Origin of the sequence: Vogesella amnigena, from assembly GCF_042648905.1 — a bacterium.
Classification (GTDB): Bacteria; Pseudomonadota; Gammaproteobacteria; order Burkholderiales; family Chromobacteriaceae; genus Vogesella; species Vogesella amnigena.
In genome coordinates, this window is sequence record NZ_JBHRYH010000046.1 from 252,057 (window position 1) to 269,598 (window position 17,542).

The 17,542-nt window shown below is 62.2% G+C and carries 13 protein-coding genes; 3 read left to right on the plus strand and 10 right to left on the minus strand.

Features of this window, described 5'->3' with window-relative positions; genetic code table 11:
• Positions 1-114 precede the first annotated feature (114 nt).
• The 10 genes from ACFOKJ_RS16895 to ACFOKJ_RS16940 form a co-directional block, all read right to left on the minus strand.
• On the minus strand, positions 115-1,098 hold the full coding sequence (locus ACFOKJ_RS16895) for a GlxA family transcriptional regulator (RefSeq protein ID WP_390281819.1): 984 nt from the start codon (positions 1,096-1,098) through the stop codon (positions 115-117).
• A gap of 136 nt (positions 1,099-1,234) precedes the next feature.
• The gene (locus tag ACFOKJ_RS16900) at positions 1,235-2,113 is read right to left on the minus strand and encodes an ABC transporter permease (protein ID WP_390281821.1); all 879 of its coding nucleotides are present in this window, start codon (positions 2,111-2,113) and stop codon (positions 1,235-1,237) included.
• 64 nt (positions 2,114-2,177) lie between these two features.
• Positions 2,178-3,359: a quaternary amine ABC transporter ATP-binding protein gene (locus tag ACFOKJ_RS16905; RefSeq protein ID WP_390281823.1), complete on the minus strand. Its 1,182-nt coding sequence runs from the start codon at positions 3,357-3,359 to the stop codon at positions 2,178-2,180.
• Positions 3,360-3,881: 522 nt separating this feature from the next.
• Positions 3,882-4,997 (minus strand): FAD-binding oxidoreductase, encoded by a 1,116-nt coding sequence (locus ACFOKJ_RS16910; RefSeq protein ID WP_390281825.1) that lies wholly within the window; start codon positions 4,995-4,997, stop codon positions 3,882-3,884.
• Positions 4,998-5,212: 215 nt separating this feature from the next.
• Positions 5,213-6,472 carry an aromatic ring-hydroxylating oxygenase subunit alpha gene (locus tag ACFOKJ_RS16915; protein WP_390281827.1) on the minus strand — a complete coding sequence of 420 codons (1,260 nt, stop codon included), beginning with the start codon at positions 6,470-6,472 and terminating at the stop codon, positions 5,213-5,215.
• 77 nt (positions 6,473-6,549) lie between these two features.
• Positions 6,550-7,323 carry an electron transfer flavoprotein subunit beta gene (locus ACFOKJ_RS16920; RefSeq protein ID WP_390281828.1) on the minus strand — a complete coding sequence of 258 codons (774 nt, stop codon included), beginning with the start codon at positions 7,321-7,323 and terminating at the stop codon, positions 6,550-6,552.
• Positions 7,323-8,459, minus strand: a complete 1,137-nt coding sequence (locus ACFOKJ_RS16925) for an electron transfer flavoprotein subunit alpha/FixB family protein (RefSeq protein ID WP_390281830.1) — start codon at positions 8,457-8,459, stop codon at positions 7,323-7,325. Before ACFOKJ_RS16925 ends, ACFOKJ_RS16920 begins: the two co-directional genes overlap by 1 nt.
• Before the next feature lie 14 nt (positions 8,460-8,473).
• On the minus strand, positions 8,474-10,360 hold the full coding sequence (locus tag ACFOKJ_RS16930; RefSeq protein ID WP_390281832.1) for a DUF3483 domain-containing protein: 1,887 nt from the start codon (positions 10,358-10,360) through the stop codon (positions 8,474-8,476).
• A 1-nt stretch (position 10,361) separates the two neighbouring features.
• A complete protein-coding gene (locus ACFOKJ_RS16935; RefSeq protein WP_390281835.1) occupies positions 10,362-12,422 on the minus strand; it encodes an oxidoreductase in 2,061 nt (686 codons plus the stop codon).
• 8 nt (positions 12,423-12,430) lie between these two features.
• A complete protein-coding gene (locus ACFOKJ_RS16940; protein ID WP_390281837.1) occupies positions 12,431-12,967 on the minus strand; it encodes a DUF5943 domain-containing protein in 537 nt (178 codons plus the stop codon).
• A gap of 621 nt (positions 12,968-13,588) precedes the next feature.
• Between ACFOKJ_RS16940 and ACFOKJ_RS16945 the strand changes: the two genes are divergently transcribed.
• From ACFOKJ_RS16945 to ACFOKJ_RS16955, 3 genes are all read left to right on the plus strand, one after another.
• Positions 13,589-14,317, plus strand: a complete 729-nt coding sequence (locus tag ACFOKJ_RS16945) for a response regulator (RefSeq protein WP_390281839.1) — start codon at positions 13,589-13,591, stop codon at positions 14,315-14,317.
• Positions 14,318-14,440: 123 nt separating this feature from the next.
• Positions 14,441-15,148, plus strand: a complete 708-nt coding sequence (locus tag ACFOKJ_RS16950; protein WP_390281842.1) for a response regulator — start codon at positions 14,441-14,443, stop codon at positions 15,146-15,148.
• Positions 15,149-15,155: 7 nt separating this feature from the next.
• A complete protein-coding gene (locus ACFOKJ_RS16955) occupies positions 15,156-17,531 on the plus strand; it encodes an ATP-binding protein (protein WP_390281844.1) in 2,376 nt (791 codons plus the stop codon).
• Positions 17,532-17,542 lie beyond the last annotated feature (11 nt).

A 17,542-nucleotide genomic window follows, 5' to 3' on the forward strand; every position in this document is an offset into this window, starting at 1 on the left:
GGCGCCGGGCGCCGGGCTACCGCAACACTTGCGGCGGTTGCCAGATTGCCATGACGCCTGCCTGCAACTTGCCTGCTATCGACAGCCAGTTGCCCGCAGACGTCCTGAGGGGAATTACATGATGGCGGCTTCCAGCGACAGCTGCTGCCGCTCGCGGCTGGGCGGGTAACCGAACAGGTTACGGTAGGACTTGGAGAAGTGGGATGAAGACAAAAACCCTGTGGCAACAGTCACTTCCATTACGCTCATATTGGTCTGCAGCAGCAACTCGCGGGCGCGGCGCAGACGCAGGTCGAGGTAATACTGTGCCGGAGTACTGCCAAGATAACGCTTGAACAGACGCTCCAGGTGGCGCAGCGACACCCCCAGCTCCGCCGCCAGGTCATCCAGCGGGCGCGGGTTCTCGATATTCATTTCCATTGCCAGCGCGGCATCGATCAGCGACTCGTGGCCGGTGCCCACCCGTGCCAGCAGCGGAATGTGCTGGTGATCGTGCTGGTCGCGGATGCGGTCGACAATGAACTGCGCCGATACATCTGCGGCCAGCCCCTTGCCGCCCTTGTGGCGGATCAGCGTGCACATCATGTCCAGCGGCGCGGTGCCGCCACTACAGGTCAGCCGGTCGCGATCAATCACGAACAGTTCGCTGGAAAACTGTGTCTTGGGAAACTCCTCGCGGATGGCACTGAGATTCTCCCAGTGGATGCTGCTGCGATAACCATTCATCACCCCTGCCTTCGCCAGTGCGAAGGCGCCGGTACAGACGCCACCCAGCGGCACGCCGGCCTGGGCGAACTTGCGGATGATCGCCAGCTCGGCATCGGTGGTGGCCTCGCGCACCTGGATGCCGCCACAAACGATCAGCAGATCGTAATCGGCAGGCGCGCCCGGCTCGCCGGTAGGCGCCAGTGCCAGGCCGTTACTGGCGGCCACCGGCTGACCATCGCTGGAAATCAGCGACCAGCGATACAGCCGCTTGCGTGACAGGTGATTGGCCATGCGCAGCGGCTCTACCGCATTGGCAAAGGCAATCATGGAGAAATTGGGCAACATCAGGAAACCGATGTGAGCGAGCGAACCAAGTTGCTGCGGGCTCATGGTGACCTCCGGTGGGTGGTGTGTGATTGGGGGACGCACCTCGAAACGGGTGCTGGGTAAAACAAGAACCGGTATGTTGCCACAACGGCGGGCCGTTCAGGTCGGCCCGCCGTCCAGGGCGGTATTGCCTGTGCGATCAGTTGCCGCCCTGCTGCGGCGTCGGGCCGCGACCGAAGCTCTCGGTCAGGCGATCGAGAATGATGGCCAACAGCACCACGGCGAGGCCGCTTTCAAAGCCCAGGCCCACATCCAGACGCTGGATACTGGCCAGCACATCGTTACCCAGGCCACCGGCACCCACCATGGAGGCGATGATCACCATCGACAGCGCCATCATGATGGTCTGGTTGACGCCAGCCATGATGGCCGGCAGTGCGATCGGCAGCTGTACCTTGAACAGCAGCTGGGTGGGCGTGCAGCCAAAAGCATGGCCGGCTTCCACCTGCTCCTTGTTCACCTGGCGGATACCCAGACTGGTCAAGCGCACCGCCGGCGGCACCGCGAACACCACGGTAGCCAGGATGCCCGGCACCCGGCCCAGGCCGAAGAACATGGCAGCAGGAATCAGATACACGAAGGCAGGCATGGTCTGCATGAAGTCCAGCACCGGCCGCACCATGGTGTTGACGCGACGGCTGCGCGCACACCAGATACCCATCGGCACACCGATCAGCAGGCTGATGAAGGTGGCGGACAGGGTAAGTGCCAGCGTGGCCACGGTCTGCGCCCAGAAGCCGGTAACCAGGATCAGCAACAGGGCGGCCAGCACGAAGCTGGCGAATTTCCAGCCCAGGCGCCAGATACCCAGACCACAGAAGAAAGCGATCATCACCCAGGCCGGCAGCGACAGCAGCGCCACTTCCACGTGCTCGGCAAACAGGTCTACCGAGTGGCCGATGGCATCGAAGGCACCGGCATTGTTATCCAGCAAAAAGGTGATGAAACCATTGACCCATTCACCAATGGGCAGGAAGTCGTGGGGATTGGCGAGGAATTTTTGCCAGAGTTCATTCATGGTGGGGGCTCCTTGCGGGGCGGCGCCGAGGCACCGTCCCTGTCTGTTCGGGGGATGGCGCGGCTCAGTGGACGGCGCTGCTTTGCAGGCGATGCTCGGACAGCTTGGACAGCACGCTGGAGGCGGTGATCACACCCAGGTAACGCCCGTCGTGGTCGATTACCGGCAACGGCTCGCGCTGCCCCTGCAGGCGCTTGAGTACATCCGGCAGTGCCGAAGCCGGGGTGATCGGCGACACCGGCACACAGCGCTCGCTCGGGTTACAGCCTTCTGCTCCCAGCGTATCGCGGCCCACCAGGCCCAGCAGCTTGTGATCCCCGGACACACAGGCCACCCAGTGATGCTGCGGATCGTGCTGCCCGGCCAGACTGCCGTTCACCATCAGCCCAACGCCATGCGGGTCGATCAGATCCTTGGCCAGCAGGTAACGCGAGGTATCCACGCTCTTGAAGAATTCGCGCACATAGTCTTCGGCCGGGTTTTCGATGATTTCCTGCGGGGTACCCACCTGCACCAGGCGGCCGCCTTCCATGATGGCAATGCGTGAGCCGATGCGCAGCGCCTCTTCCAGATCGTGCGATACGAAGAAAATGGTGCGGCGGTGATCGCGTTGCAGCTGCAGCAGGATGTCCTGCATTTCGGCGCGCTTGAGCGGGTCGAGAGCCGAAAAGGCTTCGTCCATCAGCATCAGCGAAGGGTCCACCGCCAATGCGCGCACCAGACCGACACGCTGCTGCATGCCGCCGGACAGCTCGTGCGGCATTTTGCGGGCAAAGGTAGCCAGGCCAACCTGCTCCAGCACTTCCATGGCGCGCTTTTCGCGCTCCTTGCGGCCAACCCCGGCAATTTCCAGGCCGAAGGCAGCGTTGTCCAGCACGGTGCGATGCGGCATCAGCGCAAAGCTCTGGAACACCATGCTCATGTCGCGGCGGCGCAGCGATACCAGCTCGCTGGGCGACAGTTTGGTGATGTCCTGGCCATCCAGCAGGATGCGGCCATCGGTGGGGTCCATCAGCCGGTTGATCAGGCGAATCAGCGACGATTTGCCGGAGCCGGACAGGCCCATCAGTACGAAGATCTCGCCCTCATCCACCGAGAACGACACGTTGTTCACGCCCACTACCTGCCCGGTATTGCGAAACACCGTTTCCTTGGTTTCTCCAAGCTTGAGTAGACGCATTGCCTCCTGTGGCTTTTCCCCGAAAACCTTGTACAGGTTTTCTACCACGATCTTGCCTGACTGCATTGCTTTCTCCTTTGCCCTGGCGAGGCTGCCACATCGCAGCAAGTGCTGTGCCCGTCATGCACCAGTGCGTGACAGGTGTGCTGCGCCAACACCCAAGCTGTTGTAGTAATTGATTTGTATCAAGGAAAAAGATATGGACGATACGACCTGACAAGCAAGAATCAACCGACACCAACCTGTCCTAAAACGACATCGCACCAACCAGTATCATAAGTTAACCAAAAATCAAGGAAATGCCCGTCTGACGGGCACTCCAGGCGCCTTTTCTGTGCATGCTGCAGTGGCGAAAAACACAGCGTTGCGTCGTTCCCTGACAGGTGTCAGACAATCTCCACGCCCAAACAATGGCAAGGCACTACGCGGCAGCCGCAAAAAAAACAAGCCGCTCGGCTTGCGCACGAACGGCTCGCAGGGGAGAGTTATTCAGAACCGACCACAATGGTCAGCACAGCCAAGTCCACGCCCGTGGCACAAAGTGTGCGAAGGTATCCATGCTGGGGCGGCTGCACAACGACCAGCGACTCAGCGATCCAGCACCACGGGGCTCAATGGCACACTGCAACACGGCAGTATCCAGCCCTGATCGATTTCACGCTGGCGGATGCCGCCACCGTGCTTCATATCCACTTTGCCTTCCAGCATCTTGGTCTTGCAGGTACCACACAGGCCCTTGGAACAGGACGACGGCACGCGAAGGCCCTGTTGCTGCGCCGCGGCCAGGATAGTCTGCCCGGGCTTGGTATGCACCACATCGCCCAGCTTGTTGAAGCGCACCTCGTAGCCGCACTCGCCAGCCGCCTCCGGCTCGGCCGGTGCCGCTTCGGCCGCGCCGGCCGCCGCATTCAGGTCGGCAAAATTGAAGCTTTCTTCATGATAGTGCTGCATATCGAAACCGGCCGACTGCAACAACTCGCGCGCGCCGGTCATGTATGGCGCCGGGCCACAGCAGAACACGGTGCGCTCGCGGAAATCCGGTACCAGCCGCTCCAGCGCAGCCAGATCCAGCCGGCCTTCCAGCCCGCTCCACTCCGGTTCCGGATCGCGCACCTGCACAATGGCGGCCTGGTGAAAGCCCTTGCGCGCACGAGACAGCTGCACCAGTTCGTTGCGGCAGATCAGGTCGGCCGGCGAGCGGGCGCTATGCACGAAGGCGACGTCGATATCACCGCCGAGATCCACCAGCGCACGGCTCATCGACATCAGCGGCGTGATGCCGCTACCGGCGGACAGAAACAGGTAGCGCGATGCCGGCGCATTGGCAAAGCTGAACTCGCCGGACGGCCCCAGCACGCTGATGTTCATGCCCGGGCGCAGATTGTCGTGCAGCCAGTTGGATACCTGCCCGCCCGGCACGCGCTTGACGGTGATGGTGACGGTATCCGGCCGCGTCGGCGACGACGACAGCGTATAGCAGCGGTTCACCGTCTGCCCGTCGATATTCAGTTCCAGGGTGATGAACTGCCCCGGCAGGTAGGCAAAGCGCCGCGCCGGTACGGCACGAAACGTGAAAGTACGTACATCATGGGTTTCATCATGCACCGACACGCATTGCAAGGTGTCATCGACACCGGCCTGCCAGTAGGGTGCGGGCGCGGTAAAGGCAAATGTGGGAGTGGCGGTAGTCGCAGTGGTGGTCATGGCGTCGCCCTGTCATGGTGATCCGGCCGGGTTGGCCGCATGCGGCCAACCTTCCCGGACGTGTGTGTATTGGGCGCCACGAAAACCCCAGCTTTGGCCAGATTGGAAATCCGGGCTGTTCGAGGCGCCCTACTGCGGCCCGGCTTGTCCGGCAAGCTGGATGTCTGCTTGCCGGTGCCAGGTCTGATTGCAACGGTTTGCTGGCGTCAGCCGGCTTATTCCAGACCTACGGCCAGGCGGCGAACATACCAGTCGGTAAACTTCTCCACCAGGGTTTCGGTAAACGGCGAGTACGGGCCCGGCTGGTAGGCGGAACTCTTGGCGCCACGATGCGATTCTTCCACCAGATGGCGGTCCTGATCGTTGGTGGCATTCCACACCGCGGTCAGGTTCTTCACGTCGTAATCCACGCCTTCCACCGCATCCTTGTGTACCAGCCACTTAGTGCGCACCAGGGTGGTATCCGCGGAAAGCGGAATCACGCTGAAGGTCACGATGTGGTCGGCCATGAAGTGGTGCCAGGAGTTGGGCTGGGTCCAGAACGACAGGCCACCGATGGAGGCATCCTTGAAGTCCGCCAGCAGCTTCTTGCACGCGGCATTGGTATCCAGCGTCTGCGATTCACCACTGCGGTCCAGCGGCATGCGCATGGTGCGGAAGCCGGTGACGTCGGCCAGGCGCTCCACCTCGGTGGACGGCAGGCCACAGGACTCCCAGTGCTGGTGACGGTCGGCCACCATCTCTTCGTACTGGCGCAGTCCTTCGGCGGTTTCTTCCTTCGGTGCGAAGCCGTAGCTGTAGGCAAACAGCGATACGGTCAGCTCCGGGTGGTTGCCGGTGCAGTGATAGCACTCGCGGTTGTTTTCCAGCGTCAGTTTCCAGTTGCCCTGCTCGATGATGTCTACCTGCACCGCTACCTTGGTGTTCTCGATCTGGTGCGGGGCGATGTACTTGCTCATCACCTCGGACATGGCATCGAAATCCGCCGGTGGCTCGTCGGCCAAGCAGATGAACAGCAGGCCGGCCATATTGCGCAGGTGCACCGGCTTGAGGCTGTGGTGCGACAGATCGAAACCTTCCTGCATGTGGTCGGCGAAAATCAGCTTGCCGGACAGGTCGTAAGTCCACTGGTGGTACGGGCACACCAGATTACCCACGGTGCCTTTTTCGCCAGCACACAGGCGCGAGCCGCGATGACGACAGACGTTGTGGAAGGCGCGAATCTCGTTGTCGTCGTCGCGCAGGATCAGGATCGGCTGCTGGCCCAGCTGCACGGTCATGTAGTCACCCGGTTCCGGTACATCCACCGATACGCCGACATAGATCCAGTGCTTGCCGAAGATATGCTCCATGTCGGCGTCGAACACGGCTTGCGAGGTGTAGAACGGCGCTTCCAGGCTGTAACCCGGCACACGGCGGGCCACCAGTTCGCGCAGGTTTACGGCCGGATGAAACGCGATCGTGCTGCTAGTCATGATGAACTTCTCCAAAAACAACGCGGTTACATGGGGGTGCGCTGTTGCCGGGTGGGGCGGAAAACAGCATGTTGTTGTCAGAAATCGACGAGATGATGGTCGCGCAGGTAGTTCAGCAGAACTTGCGCTTTTTCGACCGGATCGCCCTGTTTTACGACCACGCCGCCAGCCTTGGCACCATCGCTGGCAATGGCGCCGAGCATGCGCTCATGACCACTGGCCTTGCTGGCCGCAACCAGCGGGCGTGCACGGCGGTCGGCCGGCTCCAGGTGCACCACGCCCGGCTGCAGATTGGCCGGCGACAAGTGACGCAGCTGGCCCTGTAGCAGTCGCGCATAGACATATGGCTGCGGCGCGCTGGCGCGCTCGTGCACCGCCACCACGGCCGGCAAGTCGGTAGCCAGGCGACGGCGCTGCCCCTTGGGCAGGAACTGTTCGATCTCGATCTCCGCGCCGCGTACCTGCAGCTGCAGGGCATCCGGCAACAGGGGCAGGTTCAGCTCGTCAGCCAGCAGATAGGGCAGCATGGCACTACCCTGCCCGCCACCGGCACGCCGGCCGCACAGAATCAGATCGACATCCTGCAGCTGGCGCGCCAGCACGCGGGTGATATCGGCACCGGCCACCACCGGCAGCACGTTGATACAGCTGACGCCCTGTGCCAGGTACGGGCCCAGCGCGGCATCGTCGGCATCGCCGGCGTACAGCACCAGCAGATGCTGCGGCGTCGGTACCAGCTTCAGTGCCAGCGCCAGTGCGGCGCTATCGGCGGCGGCGGCGCAGGGCCGGCCGCTGACCGGGTGCGTGGCCGGCGCCAGCAGCACCGCCACTTTCAGGTTCTGTTTGCTCATCAGGCAGTCTCCAGCACGGGTTTGGCCGCGGCGGCACTACTGGCGGCGCGCTCGGCAGCCAGCAAGCGGTTCAGCGCGGCGATCAGCGTCTGGCAGTCTTCCACCAGGGTCAGGTCGGCGCGTTTGACGATAGGCGCGGCGGCGTCCAGGTTGACGGCGATCACGTGCCGGCATTCCTTGATGCCCTGCAGGTGCTGCACCGCGCCGGAGATGCCGAACGCCAGGTAGGCGCTGGCCTGTACCGTCTTGCCGGTGGCGCCCACCTGCTGCTCGCGGGCGAAGCGGCCATCGTCCACCGCCACTCGCGAGGCGCCAATCGCCGCGCCCATCTGCTCGGCCAGCTGGCGCAGGCCGGCGGTGTCCTGCACACCATTACCGGCGGAGACAATCAGATCAGCCTCCTCCAGCGCCAGTTGCGAGGCCGGGCAACTGCTGCTGCCCAGGTCGCGCACCCGTTCGCCGAGCAATGGCAGTTGCTCGGTACCGCCGTCGCTGCCCAGGCCGCGGAACGGCAGGCGGGCATCCGCCACCTTGCGGGCCAGCAGCAGCACCGGCGGCAGCGGCTGTACTGCAAACTGCCCGGCCGGCGCCAGGCTGCGTACTTCGCGCCCCGGCACCACTTCAATGACATCGCAGGCCACCGCAAGACGGTGGCGACTGGCGAAACGCCGCCCCAAATCGGCATCGGCGCCACGGTCCGGCAGACATAGCTGCGATGGCGACTCGCGCTGCCACACCGTGGCCAGCAGGGCCAGTTTGCGCTGTGGCGTGTAACCACCGTCCTCGCACAACAGCACGCGGTCGGCACCGGCCTCACCGGCTGCGGCCACGCTGTCGGCATTGCCGCCGAACAGCAGGGCCAGCACTTCGGTATCCGCCGTGGCCAGAATGGCCGCTGCGGCCAGGGTTTCACGGGCAGCCTCGTCCAGTGCGCCGCGGTCGGTGTGGATCACCACCAGGCTGCGCTGCTTGAACGGGCCGTTGCTGCGCACCGGCTTGGCCTTGCTGTGGCCGTGGGCCTGCAGCTGTTCGCGGCTGCCCACCTCCTCGCCCAGTACGATACGCTTGAGTCCGGACGGCCCGATCACATAGGGGCGCCGCGGGTCGATACGCGGAATGGCACTATTGTTGAACATGACTCTCTCCGCTCTTATTTGGCCAGTCGTGCTGCAACCAGCTCGGCCAGTTCCACCACTGCCGCCCGCTCACCCACCACGCCTTCCAGCATTGCGGTGCAGTTCGGGCAGGCCACGGCCACTGTGCTGGTGCCGGTGGCACGCACATCGTCCATGCGCATGTCCGGAATACGCTGCTTGCCGGGAATATCGGTGAACGAGGCGCCGCCACCCCAGCCGCAGCAACGCGACTGCATGCCGGAACGCTCCATCTCCACTACCTTGATGCCGATACCCTTGAACACGCGGCGCGGGGCGTCGGTTTCGCCGTTGTAACGCGCCAGGTAGCACGGGTCGTGGTAGGTGATGGTGGTGGCTTCGGCATCGGCTTTCAGCGGCAGCTGGCGCTTGTCCAGCAGCTCGGCAATCACCTGGCTGTGGTGCTGGATGCGGTAGTTGCCGCCCAGCGCCGGGTATTCGTTGGCCAGGCAATGGAACAGGTGCGGGTCCGGGGTGACGATGTGGTCGAAGCTGTAGTGACGCAGCGTGGCCATCATCTTGTCGGCCAGTTGCTGGAAGGTAGCCTCGTCGCCCAGGCGGCGCGCAAGATCACCACAATCCGGCTCGGCTTCGCCCAGCACCGCCACTTTCAGTCCAGCGGCTTTCAGCACCTGCACCAGGGCGCGCAGTGCACGCTGGTAGCGCATGTCGAAGGCACCCTCGCCTGCCAGCAGCAGCCAGTCGGCATGCTCGCCCGGCAGCAGCACCGGCACGTTCAGGTCCACCGCCCAGTGGTAGCGTGCGGCCAACGGGTAGCCACCCACGGTGTCGGTATCGCGCAGATTGGCCAGTGCCTCGGCACCCTTGTTCGGCACCTCGCCACGTGTCAGCGTGACATGCCGACGCAGGCTGACCACGGTATCCACGTGTTCGATCAGCATCGGGCATTCCTGCACACAGGCACGGCAGGTAGTGCACGACCACAGTGTTTCCGGCGCCAGCAGGCCGCCGAGAATCGGCTGCTGCGCATCACCGCCACGCAGCGGCTGGCCCGGGTGCGGGTTGCCGGCATAGCTCTGGCCATCGCCGGAGGACAGGCCGGTAACCATGTCCTGGATCAGCTTCTTCGGGTTCAGCGGCTGGCCAGCGGCATAGGCCGGACAGGCAGCCTCACACTTGCCGCACTGCACGCAGGCATCGAAGGACAGCAGGCGGTTCCAGGCAAAATCGGCCGGCTTTTCCACGCCAAAGTCATTGGCTTCCAGATTCAGCGGCTTGAGGTCGGTGGAACGCTTGTTGCCGGAGAAACGCTCCTGGCGCGGATGGAACGCCAGGTGCAGCAGACCGGCTACCGCGTGCTTCATCGGGCCACCCAGGCCGATACCCAGCGCCAGCTCGGCTCCGCCCAGCGTCAGGCCGGCCAGTGCCAGCAGCGCCAGCAGGCGTGCGGCACTGCCCAGTGCGTCCCCGCTGATTGCCAGCAGTGCGGCCAAGGCGGCACCGACGGCAAACAGCAGCAGGCTCTTGGGCAGACGGCTCCAGGCACCCTTGGACAGCCGCGCCGGCGGCGCCTTGCGACGCGAGCGCACCAGCATGGCTCCGGCAAACATCAGCAGTGCGGCCAGCAGCATCAGCACATCCAGCGCCGGCAGATACAGCATCAGACCATAGTTGGCCGCAGCCAGCGCCAGCACCGCTACCGCGCCACCAGCCACCGCCACGTGGGCACGGGCGATGAACGGGTCGCGCGCCACCACATGGTGCAGGTCGACAAAGTAGCGTTTCGGAATGGCAAACAGTCCGGACCAGGCCACCTGGGCGGCGCGCCCCTGGCGCCACAGGGCGGCACGGCGTGCCAGCCCCAGCGACAGCAGGGCCGCGCCCAGCCAGAACAGGCCGGTAAGCGCAAGCGGGAAGTTCATGTCAGAAATCCTTCACCAGACGCAGCGCGTCGTAGATCGCGCCGTGGATGTTGTGCATGGAGATGCAGTCGCCTACCCGGAACAGCAGGAATTCGTCGCCCTGCAGCGGCTCGGACAGGCACGGCTGCGGCTGGGAAGCAAACAGGGTGTGCACGTCGGTGACGCCCTGGTTCTTGGAACGCTCCTTCAGCGACCAGTACAGGGTGTCGTTGGGCAGAATGCCGTTTTCCACCACCACCTGGTCCACAGCGCGCTCTTCCAGCGCCTCAGTGTATTCGTTGCGTAGCACGGCGATCAGCTTGTCGCCCTCGCGGTAGACACGATCCATCCAGTAGTTCGGGGTCGGGATCATGCCCTGCGCGTACAGGCGGCGGTAGAAGATCGGGAAGGTGGTGCCGCCGGTGTCGTCACCCACTTTCACGTCCGGGGTAACGATTTCCACCTGGCTGCCACGGCTGGCCAGGAAGTCGGCCACGCCAAAGCCGGCATGGCTGCTCACCGCGTCGTACACCAGCACGTTCTTCTTCGGTTCCACCTTGCCGGACAAGATGTCCCAACCGGTTACGGCCAACCCTTCGTCCACGCCCCAGGCCGGCACCATGCCGCTGTTGGGTACGCCACCGGTGGCCAGCACCACGATGTCCGGCTTCTCGGCCAGGATCATCGCTTCGTCGGCAGCGGTGCTCAGGCGACGATCCACGCCCAGACGCTGGGTTTCCATGTCCAGCCAGCGGATGATGCCGGCCATCTGTTCACGCTGCGGCGCCTTGGCGGCCAGCACGATCTGCCCGCCTACCACGTCGCTCTTCTCGAACAGCACCACGTCGTGGCCACGTTCCTTGGCCACCCGGGCAGCCTCCAGACCGGCCGGACCGGCACCTACCACTACCACCTTGCGCTGATGCTTCGCTTTTTCGAAGGTGTGCGGCATGGTGGCTTCGCGGCTGGTGGCGGCGTTCTGGATACACAGTACGTCCTGGCCGAAGTACTGGCGGTCGATACAGTAGTTGGCACCCACGCACTGGCGGATCTGGTCTTCCTTGCCATCGCGGATCTTGATCACCAGGTGCGGGTCGGCAATGTGGGCGCGGGTCATGCCCACCATGTCCACCATGCCGTTGGCCAGGATGCGCTCGGCCTGGTTCGGGTCACGGATACTCTGCGCATGCATTACCGGCACCCTGGATACCGACTTGATGCCGGCGGCCAGGTGTACGAACGGCTCGGGCGGCAGCGCCATCGGCGGCATGCAGTTGGCCAGTGTGTTGTGGGTGTCGCCACCGGAACCTACTACCGACAGGAAGTCGATCATGCCGGTCTCGGACATGGCCTGGGCGATGTCCTTCAGCATGTCGTGGCTCAGGCCGTCTTCGTGGAATTCGTCACCGCACATGCGCAGGCCGACACAGAAATCGGCCCCCACTTCGGCGCGAATCGCCTCGAATACCTGCATGCCGAAGCGCATGCGATTTTCCAGCGAGCCGCCGTATTCGTCGTCGCGGAAGTTGGTGCGCGGACTCCAGAACTGGTCCATCAGGTGCTGGTGGGCGGCGGAGACTTCCATGCCATCCATGCCGGCGGCCTTGATACGGCGCGCGGCTTGCGCGAAATCGGCGATGATGCGCTTGATTTCGTGCTTTTCGATAATTTTGGCGTTACCACGATGCACCGGTTCGCGAATGCCGGACGGGCTGACCAGATGCGGCCAGTGCTCGCCGTAGTAGCTGGAGCGACGACCCATGTGGGTAGCCTGGATCATGATCTTGGCGCCGTGGCGGTGCATGCTCTCGGCCAGACGCGACAGCGGATCAATGATCTTGTCGGTGGACAGGTTCACCGACTTCCACCAGCTTTGCGGGCTGTCGATCGACACCGGGCTGGAGCCGCCGCAGATGGCCAGACCCAGGCCGCCCTTGGCCTTCTCCTCGTAGTAGCGGATGTAGCGCTCGCCCGGCAGCCCGCCCGGCTCGGCATACACCTCAGCGTGGGCGGTGCTGACAATGCGGTTGCGGATGGTCAGCTTGTTGAGGGTAATCGGTTCAAACAGGTGCGGGTAACGCATGGCTCACCTCACTTCGGTTCGACAGTGAACACGCAGTAATCGGCACCCATGCCGGCGCACTGGGTTTCGGCACTGATGGTGTGGTAATCATGGCCCAGGTGTTCGCCCACCCAGTCCATGGCACCGGCAAACCAGCCGGCAAACATATAGCAGGCCATGCCTTCACTCTGCGGTGCGCCGGCCACACCCTGCGCCAGCACGAAACAGGAATTGTCGAGACGGATCTGGGCATTGCCGGTAGCCGGGTCGGCACTGATGAAGGAGAACTGGCCCCAGCCGCGCTGCGACAGGCGGTTCAGATAGTGTTCGAATACCGCCATGCCCTGCAGGCCGTGGGTACGCGCCTCGCTGTCACACCAGAAATAGGCGGAACGGTAGCCGGCGTCGTACAGTGCCTCGGCGTAGGTACCACGACCCAATGCCGCTTCCACCGCCATGTGGTTGTTCACGAAGAAATGGCGCGGCACATACAGCATCGGCAGGCCATTGGTGGTCCACACGCCGGTATCCTGGTCGACGTCGATGGGTACGAGTGGTTGCATCATGAGTCTCCTGCACGTTGTGTTTGCGGGCGCGGGCTGCGCTCCGCCAGTCAGGAGAAATGTTGCATGAGGGCAATGCGGCCAACGTCGGCGGCAACGACCGGTATTTGCCGCCTGCCGACACAATGCGGCATCTGACAACATCCGCCCCAGGCGACGGACGGCTCTTGTCACGCTGGCCGGCACGGCCAGCACCCTGCGGCTCACCCCCGGCAGCTGCACCCTCGCGGGCCACCACCCGCCACCCACGGCAGCCGCAGACCCGGAGCAGCGCCGCCCCTTGACACACCGCCTCGGTCAGCTTGCCCGCTGGAACAATCAGCAAATAGTCGTGTTTACTTCCATCAAAAAAATGCCAGGGAAATCGAACCCATCCAGTTACTAATGCTTAAGTCATTAATATTATCCAGAACGCGCCACCAGCACGTCTGCATATACTTTCCAGCCACATTCGACCCACTTGTTAAGACGCTTCTTATACCGACTGAGCTTTGATTTCATTAGATTTGGATTGAAGCAAACGCTGGTATGACAGTCTATTTATCCAATAACTGAAAATCAGCTCGGCAGATGAATTGAGAACGCCATACCGGCAAACGCCGGCCACCCTCAGGAATAACCCGCATGACACGCCTTAACGTTCTCGCCATTGCGCCATCGGCAGCACAAGAGAATTTGTTGCGACAACAGCTGGCATTGGCAGATCAGACTGATATCCGTGTCTTTTCCCATGCTGCAGACACGCTGGACTACCTGCATCACCACCATGCCGATCTGCTATTTACCGACCTGGTGCTGCCGGACATGCGCGGTTTTTCCTTTATCCGCCGGATGGCCAGCCTGCGCCACAAGCCAGCCCTGGTTGTCGTATCCGACCAGCCTGGCGTACTGCTGGATAGCAAGTGCATGCAAGCCCGACTATCCGGACTGGAAATCATTGCCCAATTGCGCAAACCACTGCAGCCGACAGATATCACCAACGCGCTGGAAAAAGTGCGCGGCCAACTCGTACAGCGCCGCCAGCTACGCACACCGGAGCAGTATTACTTTTCACGCGAAGAACTATTGCTTGCCCTCCAGCAGCAGGAAATACGTACTACCGGCAATGACTGTGGACAACCGAGCGGCAAAGCCGACTGGATAGACAGCATTGAATGGCAACATCCGCAACTAGGTAAATTGCAGGCCAGTCAATTCCGACTGGCAATCGAATTGAACGGCTTGCAGGATGCCATCAGGTTATCAATACTTAACAAACCGGAAACCCTGCTGGCAGGGCGGCATTTTCACCCGCTCAGCCAGCAGCGATGCGGTAGATTGCAACCCTGGCAGCGGGCATGCCGGTCAGCGTAAGCGGCCAAATCCACCCTTACCCACAAGTCGCCGTGAATAGCAAAAGCGCGGGCAACACAGCGCCATTTCACGGCACCGAGATAACCTTCTCCTTAGCCATACCGCTTCCAGCACGAGGTCATCATGGATACATTCCCGTACCCACGCATTCGCACCATCATCCTGGATGATCACGCCATCGTCCGCCATGGCCTGGCCAGTCATCTCAGCCAGGAACGTGATATAGAAGTTGTCGGTTCGTTCGGATCGGGACGGGAGCTGGCCACCGCCCTGAAAAACAAATCCTGTACTGCAGACATCCTGCTGATGGACTACTCGCTTGGACCATCGGAAATCGATGGCATCAATCTGATCAAGCTGCTGCGCACCCGCCACCCCAGCCTGAAGATCCTGGTGCTATCCGCCTCGCACAACAAGGCCACGGTGAATATGGTGATGCATGCTGGCGCACATGGCTTTGTCGGCAAGGATGAGGATGTCGCCGACCTGGTACGGGCCATCCGCAGCGTGGCCAGCGGGCGCACGCGCATCAAGGAGGAGCTGTTTACCGAGACCGGCCACAAGCTGCCGCAAGCCAATATCACGGCGGCCACGGGCGATGACGAAGACGGCAGCGGGGAATCGCTGCTGCTGAACCGCCAGGAACTCAGCCCGCGCGAGTATGAGGTACTGCGCTGCTATCTGGATGGCATGTCGGTAACCGAGATCGCCGAAAAATTCATGCGCAGCGTCAAAACCATCAGCACCCAGAAGCAATCCGCCTACCGCAAGCTTGGCATCCACACCGATGCCGAGTTGTTCAAGATTCGCCACCAGCTGGAAAATGGCTAACAGTGCCATGACGCGCCCCAAACTGGTCGCCACCGCTTATCTGGCACTGCTGCTGGCCTCACCTCTCGCGCTTGGCGTTAACAAATCGTTGTTTACCGCGCAAGAACAGGCCTGGATAGCACAGCACCCAGTAGTAACCACCATTTACGATAGCGACTGGCGACCAATCGAATTTATCGAAAATGGCCAGATGCGCGGTGTCGCCTATGGTTACCTGGAGGCAATCTCCAAGATCAGCGGCCTGCAATTTAAGCGCGCAAACGTTACCAACTGGAGCGAAGGTGATGCCGGTCTACTGGCCGGACGCATCGACATCGCGCCAACGCTATCCAGGACACAGCCCCCCCCGATATTGGACGGGCATATCATTTTCACCCGCGACTATTTCAGCGCCAGCATGGTGCTGGTCACCCGTCCGCACAACCACATCAGCTACTCGCTAAGCGACTTCAACGGCAAGACAGTCGCCTTCAAAAAGGGCAATTCCTACAAGGCGCTTATCCACGAGCGCTACCCGAAGGTGCGCATCCTGGAAGTAGCCAGCCCCGAGGAGGCATTACGCAGTGTCAGCGATGGTCGTGCCGATGCCGCACTGGATCTGGACTTCATCCTGCAGCCGATACTGCGCCGCCAATTCATCCATACGCTGGAAGTCGCCGGCATCATCACCGACATGCCGGTGGCCCTGTGCATCGGTTTGCGCAACGACCAGGTCATTCTGCGAGACATCCTGGACAAATCGCTGCAAGCCATCAGTGCCGAGGAGGCGAATGCCATCACCAACAGCTGGCTGGAAGAAAGCGACTATGGCAAGCCGACCATAATATCCATATGGAATTATCACGGCACCACCATACTGGCCATCACCGGCGGGCTGTTACTGATCATTCTGCTAGGCCTGCGTGCCGAGTATCACCGCCGTAAGGCCCGCCACAGCGAGCGCATGAAGGCCAACTTCGTAGCGGTGATGACCCACGAAATCCGCACACCGATGAATGCCATCCTGTCGGCAGTGGAGCTACTGGAAAAAACCCGGCTGGATGAAAAACAGCGCAGCCTGGTGAGCGTGGCCAGCACGTCTTCAGATGCACTGCTCTCACTGCTGAACGACATACTGGACATTGCCAAGCTGGAGGCCGGCAGCGTCCAGCTGGAGATCATCCCCACCCCCATGGTGGAATGGGTGCAGGAAACCCTGGGCATGATGCACCGGCGGGCCGATCAGAAAAACCTCACCCTGACCCTGGTCACCAACTTTGACCGCAAGCTCACCCTTGCGGTGGACCCAACCCGCCTGCGCCAAATCCTGGTGAATCTACTGACAAATGCCATCAAATTCACCGAGCACGGCGGTATCACCGTTGCCTTACGGTTTCAACCACCAGAGGGCAGAAGCAAGCTTGGCACTCTGGAACTGGAAGTTACCGATACCGGCATCGGTATCGCGCCCAAGGATCAGGAGCTGATCTTCAAACCCTTCCAGCAAGCAGACACCAGCACCACCCGGCGCTATGGTGGCACCGGGCTGGGGTTAAGCATTACCAACCAGCTTGCCCGCCTGATGCATGGCCGCATCACCTTGCACAGCGTGCCGGACGAAGGCTCCTCCTTCCTGGTATCGCTACCGGTGGGCATTGCCACCCCGGCAGCCACGGACGAACCCGAGCACACTCCTGCAGATAGCAGCACAAACCGGCCCGCTCGCCGCCCTTCCGTCCTGGTAATCGACGACCAGCCAGCCAACCTGGCAATGCTGGATGCGCAGCTGGAAGAACTGGGCTGCGATGCCACGTTATGCGACAACAGCCGTGATGGCTGGCAACTCAGTGCCGATGAACATTTTGACCTGATTCTGCTGGACTGCAATTTACCCGAAATGGACGGCTACACCCTGGCCAGCCGTATCCGCGAACGCGAAAAGCTGCAGGATCTGCACACCCCTATCCTGGCCATCTCCGCATCCGGCGACTTGGCACACCAGCAACGCGTTATAGATTGCGGCATGGACGGCCTGCTCCCCAAACCCATCCGCCTGAATGCCTTGCAGGCCATGCTGGAGCTGTGGTGCGACATGGACTTCTCGCAGCATGCGGCCAACCCCGCCAATGTGGCGCCGGACGAACTGGACCCGCTATACATCGACAGCCTCAACGACGACCTGGACGACCTGGCCAGCGCACTGAATGGACAGCAGCTGGAACTGGCCATCCACTACGCCCACCGCATCAAGGGTGCGGCGCTGTCCACCGACCACGACAGCATTGCCGAACTGGCCGCCAAGCTGGAACAGCACCTGCGCGAACAGCAGCTGGACGAACAATGCCAGCTCATGCTCAAAGCACTGCGCCAGGAAGCGCTGGCGCTGTTGAAGGCCATGGGCTGAGCGTCAGCCTG